Source organism: Ruminococcus gauvreauii (genome assembly GCF_025151995.1).
GTDB lineage: Bacteria > Bacillota > Clostridia > Lachnospirales > Lachnospiraceae > Ruminococcus_G > Ruminococcus_G gauvreauii.
Window position 1 is genome coordinate 2,442,517 of the sequence record NZ_CP102290.1, and the last position, 13,444, is coordinate 2,455,960.

Sequence of the window (13,444 nt, forward strand, 5' to 3'; positions counted from 1 at the left end):
AAAGATATATTGTTATAATGTAACTTATGAGCAGGAAAGGGAAGCCGAACGAAGCTCTTGAGATACTTACGCGTAAGGGACGAAGTGCCTGAAGCGGAAGGAATGAGCAGGAAAGGGAAACGGGAACGAAACCTGCGTGAGGGGATAAAAATAAACAGCGGGAGGTATGACGGAATGAAAAAAAAGGCAGCTCCGATACTGGTTGTCATTCTGTTGATAATTTTGGTAGCGGCAGCCGGTGTGTTGTCATTTGTCATCAAGAGGTTTACACCGAGCAATGAGAAGATGGACGGCAGTGAATATTTTGGACTGGAACAGGATACGGATGTGGCACTTGTGGTAAACCGGGAAGTGCTGGAGGATGCAGGGAAATTTATCGATGGAAACATCTATATACAGGACGCCACGGTGAGTAAATATATAAACCAGAGGTTTTACTGGGATGCAAATAACAAGGTCATGCTTTATACGCTTCCTGAAGAAGTGATCACACTGACACCGGACATTACGGAATATCTGGTTGCCGGGGAAACACAAAAGGAAGAGGTTCCGATGATCAGATCGGAAGGTGATGTTTTTTATGTTTCTCTTGAGTTTCTGAAAAAATACAGTGATATGTCCTGCGAGGCATATGAGGATCCGGCAAGGGTCGTGATCAGTACAGAAGCCGGCAGCGTACAGATGGTTGATGCGTCTTCCGATTATGAGATACGGCAGAAGGGCGGCATAAAAAGCCCGATCCTGACGGAGGGAAAGAAGGGAGATGCCCTGTATTACCTGGAGTCGATGGAGAACTGGACAAAAGTGTCTACGAGTGACGGATATACCGGCTATATCCGAAATGAAGATATTTCCGGAGTGCGGGAAGAAGAGTCCGCTGTAAAGACTCAGGGATTGGAATACACCAGCATCCGGAAAGATTACAAGATCAATCTGGGATGGCACATGATGATGAACCGTGAAGGCAATCAGGAACTTGCGTCTAAGATTGAAGGCTGTACCGGACTCAATACAATTTCACCGACGTGGTATACCTTTGCGGATGATAAAGGAAAACTACAGTCTCTGGCTAGCCCGGCATATGTGAAGCAGGCGCATGAGGCCGGGATCGAGGTCTGGGGACTGATTGAAAATATTAATACTGAAGTCAGTACGCTCGATGTTCTCTCTGTCACAGAAAACCGGACGAAAATCATACAGCAGCTGATGAAATCGGCTAAGTGGACGGGAATGGACGGTATCAACGTGGACTTTGAAAGCATAACGGAAGACAGTGCGCCGCACTATGTGCAGTTTATCAGGGAGCTTTCTGTTGCGTGCCGAAAAGCACAGCTTGTACTGTCTGTGGACAACCCCGTTCCGCAGCCATACAATGAATTTTACAACCTGAAAGAACAGGGGATCATGGCGGATTACGTAATTATTATGGGATATGATGAGCATTATTCAGGTTCGGAGGAAGCGGGATCCGTTGCTTCCCTGCCTTTTGTGAAAGATGGAATTGAACAGACACTGAAAGAGGTACCGAAAGAGAAAGTGATCAATGCCATACCATTTTATACGAGATTGTGGACTCAGCCGTATGGATCCAGCAACATTACCAGCGAGACAATGGGAATGGATACAGCTGCCGCTTATGTGAGGGAGCATCAGATGGAGACATACTGGGACGGTGAAGCCGGACAGAATGTAGCTGAGCTTCAGGGAGATGATGCATTGTATCAGATCTGGCTGGAAGATGACCAGTCAGTCGAGGAAAAAATGAAACTGATTCAGTCATATGACCTGGCAGGTGTCGCGTCATGGCAGCTCGGATACCAGAACAACAGTGTGTGGGCTGTGATCAGCAAATACCTGCAGTAGACAGAAAGGGGAAACGCATGAGTGAAAATGAATTGTTTAAGACAACATTAATGGGGGGATATGACAAGGACGACGTGATGGAACAGATGAGGAAGATGAAGGAGACTCACACAGGGGAAATTACCCGTCTTGCGAAGGAAATTCAAAAGAAAAACAGCAGGATCGAAGAACTGACAGAGCGTCTCGTCTCAAAAGAAGAACAGAAAGAACAGCTGGAACGCAATATTAAGAACAAATATCAAAAGTATATCGATCATTATGAAAGCATATCGAGACTGGTACTGGAATCACAGATCCGGGCCGAGAACATCATCAAGGATGCACAGAAGAAGGCGGACGATATTGTACGTCAGGCAGAGAAAGAAGCACAGAAGCGAATCGACACGGTGCAGTCGGAAGTAGACAGGCGCCTCGCAGACGGGCAGAGCAAATACATAGCGGTGCAGGAAGAGATGAATGCGATCGTTGAACTGATTAACCAGGCACAGCAGCGGTTTATGGCCTCCTATAAAGAGGTTCACAGCATTATCAGCACGATGCCGGAATCCCTTCGGAATTTTGAGGATGATATAACGAATGATCTGGAAGTTGATATCAGGGAACAGGATCCGGAGCTGGAGGCGGCAGGAAAATCCATGCGTGAGATTGAACGCAAGATCAGAAAAGACCTTGATCTCGAGGACAGTCTGGATGATGCAGACGATCTGACAGAGGAAGATCTGGAGAAATTTCTATACAAACACGGGATTATCCGTAAGGATAAAATGGATGAATAAAAAGGCAGGTCATTGTCCTTTCCCTTAACGTTAAGTTGAGGGGGCGGGCGATGACCTGCTTTGATATTTTAGTTCCCGGATGAAGCTTTTGCCACGAAATAACGGAAGGTTGAGCCGCCGAAGTCATATTCTTTTTCCAGTGCGAAATGTTCATGAAACCAGGAGGCAGCCCGGGGGGCAAACGACTCCATTTTTTCGATGGTAGCCTGTCCGGTAAAGACCCCGGTGACCTCTTTTTCCTGAATATCCTGTATCACGTAATCCGCAACCTGAGGGCGGACTGATAAATCCGTAAAATCCAGAGTAAAGCAGTTTGTTGACCAGCCGAGCAGGCTGTAGATCTCTGAGACGGATACGCCGAAACCGTAGGTGTGGGGAGGTATCTCAGAGGCAATCGTATCGGCGAACTCCTGGAGTTCTGCCATATCATGATAATTTTTCTTAATATCACTGTTGTATGCGTATTGTACCGTTGTGCCAAGTGTCAGCACGAGCAGGACAGACAGGGATAAGGCGCAAAAACTGATTTTCCCAAGCTGTGCAAAAGAATGTTCAAAAAGCTTCGAAAAAGAAAATTTCCTCAGCTGCGGCAGCGTGCATGCAGCCAGTATGCACAGGAAGAGAACGGCCTGCAGATGACAGACATCCAGGTTGTGGTAGGCAGGGCGGTTCATAAAATACGTGAGCTGTCCAAGTGAGATTACGGACAGAAAAAAACTGAATGCCGGAAGTACCGGGGGGGTCGAGGGGGCATAAGTGTGAAAGCATCTCATGGAGGAGATGCCCCAGGCAGCTGCAATAAAAAAGAGCAGCAGCACACCCATGTAAGCGGCAGGATACAGGGGGAGATCCAGGTGAAGAAGGTCTGTCATGTAGGAGGCGGACATCAGCGGAAACAGAAACTCCCGGAGGGAATTTACCGATGAATCCTGCATGATATTATACAGGTTTACGAGACCGTAAGCCCCGAAGAAAACAGCGGCGATGGCAGCACAGTGAAATGCAGCGGTTTTTATAAATGATAACGGTCCCTGTTTTTTCAGTACAAAATACCGGAGTATCCAAAGCGCTGCCCATGCGGCGGCACAGATCATGCCGCTCTCTGTGTTCCAGACGACCCCGGCCAGGCATAACACGTATCCGAGAACGCAGGTCAGGCGGTTCATCCTGTTCAGGCGCAGACAGAAAGCGCCGTACAACAGCAGGACAGCCGGAAACAGGATTCGGTGCGGCCACACCTGCCAGTAATAGCCTCCTCTCATGGACAGGATGGGGAGAGTCATCGCGATACAGCCCAGAATACGGATAACGGTGTTTTCGACCATCAGGTGCAGCGTTAAAAATGAGCATAGAAAACATAATCCGCCGATCAATGCTGTGATCAGCATGAAATCCAGGAAATTTCCTCCCAGAACCTTCAGCGGAAGCTTATAAAAAAGGGCGTAATGACCGTAAATGCTGGTCGTGTACTCGGTGTATGCACTTCCGTGAAATACATTGTAGATGGAATTGAAATATGCGTGGCCGTGAGCGGTATCGGCGGCCTGGCCCCGTCCGAAAATATTCGGTGTGTAGAATGTATAGGTGATCAGCATGGTCAGCCCGCTGTAAAACAAACCAAGAATCCAGGTACGGACGGATATCTCCCGAAAACGCCAAATGCTGAAAAACACGAGACATGCGGTTACAGTCAGGACAATGACGAGCAGCAGAGGCAGGTTATGCCAGACGTATTTGTATGACACACCTCCGGTGAGGTTTCCTTCCATTAAAAAAGAAACTGTTAAAAAGAGCAGTGTTCCGATTGCGAACAGAGTAAAACATATACAGCGCACCGCACGGTACTGTAAAAAGCCGCATGTTCGAAAGCGGAATATGCGGTAAAAGAGCAGGAACGAAAGACAAAATAAAATGACCGTTCCCGCAAAAACAATTAAATTGATATTGCCTGCAGACAAAATAAAGGCTGAGAGTGCCGGTATCTTCAGACAGGCAGTAAAGAACACTGCTGAAGTCAGTGCGGCCAGAATACCTGAAAACAAGCGGTTCTCCTCTGACTGGTTCATGGTTAATCCTCCCCTTATGGTAATGAATGTTAATCGGTAACTGTTCAGGACGGCGCATCTTCTTGATCGAAAAAGCCGTCCTGAACTGTTACGTTAATTCTATCATCTGCAGAAAAAATGCTTTTGTCAAGTTATTTTTGGCATTTGGGAAACTTTAGGTTCAGGTAGAATGATTGTATGTGGATGAGTCATATATTAGGAAGAAGATATGATGGCAGGTGTCTATGGATAGAAAAAAATGGAAACCCGTTGTAGACATTATGTTGGGATGTCTGCTGCTGGTGGGCGTGTACTATTTATCGCGGGAAGGGGCGCGGCTGGTCACGCAGGAACTGCAGGGACGTCAGACTGTAGTGATCGATGCCGGTCACGGCGGCGATGACCCGGGAAAAGTGGGAATCAGTAACGAACTGGAAAAGGAACTGAATCTGGAGATCGCCAAAAAAGTGGAGAAACTGCTTCAGCAGTCGGGGTACCAGGTGATCATGACTCGCACGAAAGATGAAATGCTGTGCAGCAGGGGAAGTCAGAATAAAAAGGCGGAGGACTTAAAGAAACGATGTCAGATCATAAATGAAAGTTCTGCGGACTGTGCAGTCAGCATTCACCAGAACAGTTATTCGGATGAGGCGGTGAAGGGCGCGCAGGTCTTCTATTTTGAACATTCCGAAGATGGAAGGAAGCTGGCATCTGTACTCCAGAGCGCGCTTGTGGATGGCCTTGACCCTCAAAACCACAGAAAGGAAAAGGGTAACGTCACGTATTACCTGCTAAAAAAGACGGAGGTTCCGATCGTGATCGTTGAATGCGGTTTTCTGAGCAATTCGGAGGAGGCAAAAAAGCTGAAGACGGAGGAATACCAGGATAAAGTTGCAGCAGCAGTAACGAAGGGCGTCAAAGAATATCTGGGCGGTTCCTGAGTTTTCCTAAAATGAGAGTTCCATTTTACAAAATTCAATGCTATAATAAAATGGATTGTGTAAAGATTTATTACAAGAGGAAAATTATGGAAACTAAAATTGTAAAGGTGGACCGGAAACATCCTCAGGCAGATATCATGAGGGAGGCCGGACGGATTTTAAAGGACGGCGGCCTGGTGGCATTTCCGACGGAGACCGTTTACGGACTGGGAGGCAATGCACTTGACGTGAACGCATCTCATAAGATCTATGCTGCCAAGGGACGACCGTCGGATAACCCACTGATCATTCATATAGCGGATATGGAAGACCTGCCCGTATTAGTGACTGAGATACCGCCGGAGGCGAAACGTCTTGCGGATGCATACTGGCCCGGTCCCCTGACGATGATATTTCCCAAGAGTGAATGTGTGCCGTATGAGACGACAGGAGGACTTGACAGTGTCGCGGTCAGAATGCCGAATCACAGCGTTGCGCAGATTCTGATCAGGGAGGCAGGCGGCTATGTGGCCGCGCCCAGCGCAAACACATCGGGGAGACCCAGCCCTACGCTGGCAGAGCACGTGATCGAAGATCTGAACGGGAAGATAGATATGATTATTGACGGGGGAAGTGTGGGTATCGGCCTGGAGTCCACGATCGTGGATTTTACGGAGGAGATACCGACGATTCTGCGTCCGGGCTATATAAATGAAGAGATGCTTAGGGGGATTCTTGGGGAAGTCAGGATGGATCAGGGACTGATCGCCGAAGATATGGATATCCGCCCAAAGGCTCCCGGTATGAAATACAGACATTACGCGCCCAGGGGATCGCTCGTGATCGTGGAGGGCAGGCAGGAAGATGTGACGGCGGCAATTCAGAAAATGGCAGATGAAAAAATCAGCCAGGGGTATGCTGTCGGGATCATAGGAACGGATGAGACGGCTGGAGCTTATCGGTCAGGACTTATCAAGAGTATCGGGGCACGCGAAGATGAGGCAGGGATTGCGCGTCATCTTTACCGGGTGCTGCGTGAATTTGATGACAGCGACGTTGCATATATCTATTCGGAGTCGTTCCGCACCCCCCAAATGGGACAGGCTATTATGAACCGTCTGCTGAAGGCGGCAGGACACCAGATGATAGAGGTTTGAGGAGCAGTACAGTGAAGCGTTTTAACAAACTGATCTTCGTAGATGAAGATGATAACAGCAGAGCGCCGATGGCAAAGATCATTATGAAAAGCAAATTCCTTCTGGGACCGCTGGATATTGAATCCAGAGGTCTCGTTGTGCTGTTTCCGGAACCGATGAACCAGAAGGCAGAGGCGGTGCTGATCAGCAACGGCTACAGTGTGACGGCCCATGAGGCAAGACAGCTGCAGCAGGAAGATCTGGGAGAGGATGTCCTGGTACTTACGATGGAAGATGCACAGAAGGAAAAAATCTGGGAAAACTATGAGCATGCACATCATGTATATACGCTGACTGAGTATATCAGCCTGCGGGGTGAACTCCCTCCCCTTTACGGGGAGCCATTAAAGGAATACGGAAAATGTTATGAGACGCTGGAAGCCCTGATCGGAGGAATCGTAGTCCGGCTGAATGAAGAGGAACAGCAGGGGCAGTAGGAGAGGACACATTATGGGGACAAAAAGAGAAGACTATATAACCTGGGATGAATATTTTATGGGCGTTGCGATCTTGTCCGGGATGAGATCAAAAGATCCCAACACACAGGTCGGTGCCTGTATCGTAAGCGCGGATAATAAGATTCTGTCGATGGGATACAACGGTTTTCCCACCGGATGTTCGGATGATGAATTTCCGTGGACAAGAGAGGGCGCACCGCTTGACAATAAATACCTATACACCACGCACAGCGAACTGAATGCAATCCTGAATTACCGCGGCGGCAGCCTGGAGGGGTCAAAGCTTTACGTCTCGCTGTTTCCGTGCAACGAGTGTGCGAAGGCTATCATACAGGCGGGTATCAAGACGGTCATCTATGACTGCGATAAATATGCAGGTTCAGATTCCGTTGTGGCGTCCAAGAGGATGCTGGACGCTGCCGGAGTGCGTTATTATCAATACAACAGAACAAACCGGGAAATCACATTCCGTGTTTAATATCTTAATTTAGATTCAGGTAAAAAGGAGAAATTATGGCTAAGGAAAAGAAACTGGTAGAGGCAATTACTTCCATGGAGGAAGATTTTGCGCAGTGGTATACCGATATTGTTAAAAAGGCAGAGCTGATTGATTATACAAGTGTAAAAGGCTGTATGGTGATCAAACCGGCTGGTTATGCGATCTGGGAAAATATTCAGCATGAGCTTGACCGGCGCTTTAAGGAGACGGGGGTCGAGAATGTCTATCTTCCGATGTTCATTCCGGAAAGCCTGCTTCAAAAAGAGAAAGACCATGTGGAGGGATTTGCCCCCGAGGTTGCGTGGGTGACACACGGAGGACTGGAGCCGCTTCAGGAGCGTCTCTGCGTCAGACCGACCTCTGAGACACTGTTCTGCGATCTGTACGCCAAGGATGTCCATTCTCACAGGGATCTTCCGAAGCTGTACAATCAGTGGTGTTCTGTTGTGCGCTGGGAAAAGACGACGAGACCGTTTCTGCGCTCCAGGGAATTCCTGTGGCAGGAGGGCCATACTGCACATGCCACAGCGGAGGAGGCAGAGGAACGTACGATCATGATGCTGAACGTGTATGCAGACTTCTGCGAGGAGGTGCTGGCGATCCCTGTCATCAAGGGAAGAAAGACCGACAAGGAGAAATTTGCGGGAGCAGAGGCGACATATACGATAGAATCCCTGATGCATGATGGAAAGGCACTGCAGTCCGGAACCAGCCATAACTTCGGGGACGGGTTTGCCAAAGCTTTCGGTATCCAGTATGCGGATAAGGACAATCAGCTGAAATACGTACATCAGACCTCATGGGGCATGACGACCCGCATGATCGGGGCCATCATTATGGTGCATGGGGACAACAGCGGACTGGTTCTGCCTCCGCGCATTGCGCCTGTGCAGGCGATGGTGATTCCGATCCAGCAGAAAAAAGAGGGTGTACTTGATATGGCGGACAAAGTCTGCAGCAGCCTGAAGGCAGCGGGTATACGTGCGCGTCTGGACGACTCGGATAAGAGCCCGGGCTGGAAATTCTCAGAGCAGGAAATGAGAGGAATCCCAGTGCGTATTGAGCTGGGACCGAAGGATATAGAAAATGGACAGGCTGTGCTGGTTCGCCGGGATACGAGAGAAAAGACCGTGGTGGCGCTTGATGAGGCTGCGGCAAAGGCGCAGGAACTGCTCTCTGCGATTCAGACAGATATGCTTGACAGAGCCAGGACACACCGTGATTCCCACACCTATGTGGCACGGGACTATGATACCTTCCGGAAGACGATCGAAGAGAAGCCGGGATTTGTCAAGGCCATGTGGTGCGGCTGTCAGGAATGTGAAGAAAAGATCAAAGAAGATACACAGGCAACATCCAGATGTATACCTTTTGAGCAGGAACAGATCGCTGATACCTGTGTCTGCTGCGGAAAACCGGCGGCAAAGATGGTGTACTGGGGAAAAGCATATTAACCTAAAGGAGATTGCGTATGAGACTGAGGCTGCCGCCGCCGGTTTGGCTGATCATTGACAAACTCACACAGAATGGATATGAGGCATATGCTGTCGGAGGGTGTGTGAGGGACAGTGTGCTGGACCGCTCACCGGACGACTGGGATATTACTACGTCAGCGACCCCCAAACAGGTAAAAGAACTGTTTTGTCATACCGTGGATACCGGGCTGGCGCACGGTACCGTAACCGTCCTCATCTCAGGGGAAGGCTTTGAGGTGACCACATACCGTATTGACGGAAAGTATGAGGATGGCCGTCATCCGAAGGATGTGACTTTTACCCCAAACCTGTCGGAGGACTTGAAACGCCGGGATTTTACGATCAATGCGATGGCGTACAGCCCGGCTGCCGGACTGGTCGATAAATTCGGCGGCATGCAGGATCTGCAGAGACATAGAATTCGCTGTGTGGGTGAACCCGCACAGCGTTTCAATGAGGATGCCCTGCGCATCCTGAGGGCGGTCCGGTTCTCGGCCCAGCTGGGATTTAAGATTGAGGATAATACCAGAAAAGCAATTCAGGAGCTGGCTCCTACACTGTCAAGAATCAGTGCGGAGAGGATTCAGACAGAGCTCGTGAAGCTGCTGATGTCGCCGCGGCCCGCCATGATCCGTGAGGCATATGAGACGAATATCACAGCAGTCATACTGCCGGAGTTTGATGCGATGATGCATACCTCTCAGAATAATCCCCATCATATGTTTTCGGTGGGGGAACACACATTGGAAACACTGCGTTACGCTGAGGAGGACAGGATACTGAGAATCGCAGCGCTGCTGCACGATGTCGGAAAACCTGCAGTGAGGACCACGGATGAAAAGGGCATTGACCACTTTAACGGTCATCATAAGGCTGGGGCAAAACTGACAAGAAACATCCTGAAGCGCCTGAAATTTGACAATGAGACGACCGATCAGGTGGAGCGGCTCGTATACTGGCATGATACAAGAACGCAGCCGGAAGAGCGTCTTGTCAGACGCGCGGTGTACCGTATCGGCGAGGACCTGTTTCCGCGCCTTCTGAAGCTGCAGTATGCCGATACAATGGCGCAGAGCGGCTGGTACAGGCAGGAGAAGTTAAGACGCCTGGAAGAGGTCGGCATGCTGTTTGAAAAAATCATATCTGATCAGCAGTGTATATCCCTGAAGACGTTAAAGCTGTCGGGAGGGGACCTTATAGCGCTTGGCATGAAACCGGGACCGGAGATCGGCATTGTCTTGCAGGAAGCGCTTGAACAGGCACTTGATGATCCTTCACGAAACACGAGAGAGTATATGCTGGCATTTGCAGAGAAGAGAACGGCAGGCAGATAAAAATACGGGAATGAACGCCTGGCGCAGAGTGCTCCGACATAAATTGTATATTTTTTACCCCTTCAACATAAGATAGAAAGAGCTTATGGTGAGGGGGTTTATTATGTACGATTATGGGTTAAGTGTAATGGAACAGTATGGACTGACGGTAAAGTCATCGTACCGGGGGCGCGGGGCGCTGATCTGTGAAACACAGCGCGGGCTTAAGATCGTGAAAGAGTACCGTGGATCGGAAAAGAAACTGGAGGCTCAGAGAAAACTTCAGCTGCACATCCTGGAGAGCGGGGAAACGAGAGTGGACTGTGTGCTGGAAAATGAGGAAGGAAAGCTGGTATCCAGCGACAGGGACGGTATTCCTTATGTGGTAAGAGAATGGTTTACGGGGAGAGAATGCGATACAAAATCCGCAAGTGATATTCTTGAAGGGGTGAAGGCGCTGGCCCGGTTACATAGTGTGATGCAAATGCCGCTGGAGGAGAATTACCGGAAGGAGTCTCTCCTGGATGAATGTACACGGCATAATCGGGAGATTAGGAAAATAGGCAATTTTATCCGAAAGAAGAATTCAAGAACAGATTTTGAAATGCAGCTTCTGCGCTGCATGGACAGCTTTCTGAAACAGGGGGAGACGGCAGTGGAACAGCTGGAACGCTCCGGATATCAGGAGCTGTACCGGACGGCGATGGAAAGGGGCAGCGTCTGCCACGGTGAGTGCAATCAGCACAATATAATATGGACGGGCGGTCGCCCCACACTGATCAATTATGAAAAATGGAACTATGATGTCCAGATAGCGGACCTGTATCAGTTTATGAGAAAAATACTGGAGAAACATAACTGGGATACCGGGCTTGGAAAAAGCATGCTCAATGGATATCACAGCGTTAAACCGCTTTCTGAGGAGGAAGTGCTCAATCTGAAGATCAGGCTTTCTTATCCCTGGAAATTCTGGAAACTGGTCAATTACTATGCAAATAATCACAAAGCCTGGATATCCGGACGCAATTCGGAAAAACTGCAGCTCGTGATGCGGCAGCAGAAGGCATGGTCAGAATTTCTAAAAACCTGTTTTTCTGATTTCCTTTTTTCGTCAGATACGCTATAATAGGAGAAAAGAAGCTGGTAGGAGGTACCTTTATGAACTATAAGGAAACATATGAATTGTGGGTGAATTCACCTTACTTTGACGAAGAAACCAAGGCAGAGCTGAAAAGTATTGCAGATGATGAACAGGAAATCAAAGAACGTTTTTATAAGGACCTTGAATTTGGTACGGCCGGTCTCCGCGGTGTGATCGGTGCAGGGACCAACCGTATGAATAGTTACGTCGTAAGAAAGACCACGCAGGGGCTTGCCAACTATATTGCCGGGCTGAATGCGAAAGACCAGGGGGTGGCCATTGCATTTGATTCCAGGCGGATGTCTCCCGAATTTGCAAATGAAGCAGCGCTGTGTCTGGCAGCGAACGGAATCAAAGCCTATATTTTTGAATCGCTGCGTCCGACTCCGGAACTCTCCTATGCAGTTCGTAAGCTTGGATGTATCGCCGGTATCAATATCACAGCCAGCCATAACCCGCCGGAATATAATGGATATAAAGTATACTGGGAGGACGGTGCCCAGATCACACCGCCTCATGATTCCGGAATCATGGATGAAGTACAGAAAGTCACGGATTACAATGACGTGAAGACGATGGACAAAGATGCAGCTCAAAAATCTGGTATGTACGTTGTCATCGGCCGGGAAGTTGACGATGCTTATATGGAGGAACTGAAAAGTCAGGTGCTTCATATGGATGCGATCCGCGAGACTGCAAAGGATCTGAAGATCGTGTACAGCCCGCTTCATGGCACCGGAAATATTCCGGCACGCCGTGTCCTTCAGGAGCTTGGTTTCGAGCATGTGTACGTCGTAAAAGAGCAGGAGCTTCCGGATGGGGAATTCCCGACTGTCAGCTACCCGAATCCTGAGGCGGAAGAGGCGTTTGCCCTTGGATTAAAGCTTGCGAAGGAAGTGGATGCAGATCTGGTACTTGCAACAGACCCGGATGCTGACCGTCTTGGTGTTTATGTGAAAGACCGGGAAGGGGAATATCACACATTGACAGGGAACATGTCCGGCTGTCTTCTTGCGGATTATGAGATCGGACAGAAAAAAGCCCTGAGAGGCCTGCCGGATGACGGAGCGCTGATTAAAACTATCGTAACGACGAATATGGCGGATGCGATTGCCAAATACTATGGTGTGAAATTAATCGAGGTTCTGACCGGATTTAAATTTATCGGACAGCAGATTCTGGGCTTTGAACAAAATAAGAATGGGACATACCTCTTCGGTTTTGAGGAGAGCTACGGATGCCTGATCGGAACCCATGCGAGAGATAAAGATGCCATCGTTGCAACAATGGCACTGTGTGAGGCGGCAGCCTACTATAAGACTCAGGGCAAAACCCTCTGGGACGCAATGATCGACATGTATGAACGCTACGGTTATTATAAGGATGATATTAAGTCTATCACTCTGAAGGGGATCGAAGGTCTGGAAAAGATCCAGGAAATCTTAAGCGGGCTTCGGGAAAATCCTCCTGTTAAAATCGGAGATTACGATGTTCTGTCCGTGAGGGATTATCAGAAAGACACGATTACGGATACGGCAACCGGCGAAGTGCAGCCGACCGGACTGCCGAAGTCCAATGTTCTGTACTATGACCTGACGGACGATGCATGGGTCTGCGTACGGCCATCGGGGACAGAGCCGAAGGTTAAATTCTATTATGGTATCAAAGGAACATCTCTGACGGATGCTGACGCGAAATCAGATGCCCTTGGCAAAGAAGTGCTCGCCATGATCGACCGTATGATGTAATCGGAGGATT

The 13,444-nt window shown here is 48.9% G+C and carries 11 protein-coding genes; 10 read left to right on the forward strand and 1 reads right to left on the reverse strand.

What is annotated here, in order from left to right; translation table 11 throughout:
* The first annotated feature begins 174 nt into the window (after positions 1–174).
* Positions 175–1,863 (forward strand): glycosyl hydrolase family 18 protein, encoded by a 1,689-nt coding sequence (locus NQ502_RS11865; RefSeq protein WP_028528517.1) that lies wholly within the window; start codon positions 175–177, stop codon positions 1,861–1,863.
* A gap of 17 nt (positions 1,864–1,880) precedes the next feature.
* Entirely contained in the window at positions 1,881–2,639 is a 759-nt protein-coding gene (locus NQ502_RS11870; protein ID WP_044983227.1) for a hypothetical protein, read from the forward strand.
* A 68-nt stretch (positions 2,640–2,707) separates the two neighbouring features.
* Here NQ502_RS11870 and NQ502_RS11875 read toward each other — a convergent pair whose 3' ends face one another.
* Positions 2,708–4,705, reverse strand: a complete 1,998-nt coding sequence (locus tag NQ502_RS11875) for a hypothetical protein (RefSeq protein ID WP_028528516.1) — start codon at positions 4,703–4,705, stop codon at positions 2,708–2,710.
* A 224-nt stretch (positions 4,706–4,929) separates the two neighbouring features.
* Here NQ502_RS11875 and NQ502_RS11880 point away from each other — a divergent pair, with 224 nt between their 5' ends.
* The 8 genes from NQ502_RS11880 to NQ502_RS11915 all read left to right on the forward strand — a co-directional run bounded on the left by NQ502_RS11880 (position 4,930) and on the right by NQ502_RS11915 (position 13,434).
* Positions 4,930–5,625, forward strand: coding sequence for an N-acetylmuramoyl-L-alanine amidase (locus NQ502_RS11880; protein WP_044983226.1), 696 nt, complete (start codon positions 4,930–4,932; stop codon positions 5,623–5,625).
* Positions 5,626–5,711: 86 nt separating this feature from the next.
* On the forward strand, positions 5,712–6,761 hold the full coding sequence (locus NQ502_RS11885; RefSeq protein ID WP_028528514.1) for an L-threonylcarbamoyladenylate synthase: 1,050 nt from the start codon (positions 5,712–5,714) through the stop codon (positions 6,759–6,761).
* 11 nt (positions 6,762–6,772) lie between these two features.
* Complete coding sequence (locus tag NQ502_RS11890; RefSeq protein ID WP_028528513.1) at positions 6,773–7,237, forward strand: arsenate reductase/protein-tyrosine-phosphatase family protein; 465 nt, start codon at positions 6,773–6,775, stop codon at positions 7,235–7,237.
* Positions 7,238–7,250: 13 nt separating this feature from the next.
* On the forward strand, positions 7,251–7,736 hold the full coding sequence (locus NQ502_RS11895) for a deoxycytidylate deaminase (RefSeq protein ID WP_028528512.1): 486 nt from the start codon (positions 7,251–7,253) through the stop codon (positions 7,734–7,736).
* A 35-nt stretch (positions 7,737–7,771) separates the two neighbouring features.
* The gene (gene proS, locus NQ502_RS11900) at positions 7,772–9,211 is read left to right on the forward strand and encodes a proline--tRNA ligase (protein WP_028528511.1); all 1,440 of its coding nucleotides are present in this window, start codon (positions 7,772–7,774) and stop codon (positions 9,209–9,211) included.
* A 17-nt stretch (positions 9,212–9,228) separates the two neighbouring features.
* Positions 9,229–10,566, forward strand: a complete 1,338-nt coding sequence (locus NQ502_RS11905) for a CCA tRNA nucleotidyltransferase (protein WP_028528510.1) — start codon at positions 9,229–9,231, stop codon at positions 10,564–10,566.
* Between the two features lie 103 nt (positions 10,567–10,669).
* On the forward strand, positions 10,670–11,671 hold the full coding sequence (locus NQ502_RS11910) for a CotS family spore coat protein (protein WP_028528509.1): 1,002 nt from the start codon (positions 10,670–10,672) through the stop codon (positions 11,669–11,671).
* A gap of 32 nt (positions 11,672–11,703) precedes the next feature.
* On the forward strand, positions 11,704–13,434 hold the full coding sequence (locus NQ502_RS11915) for a phospho-sugar mutase (protein WP_028528508.1): 1,731 nt from the start codon (positions 11,704–11,706) through the stop codon (positions 13,432–13,434).
* Positions 13,435–13,444 lie beyond the last annotated feature (10 nt).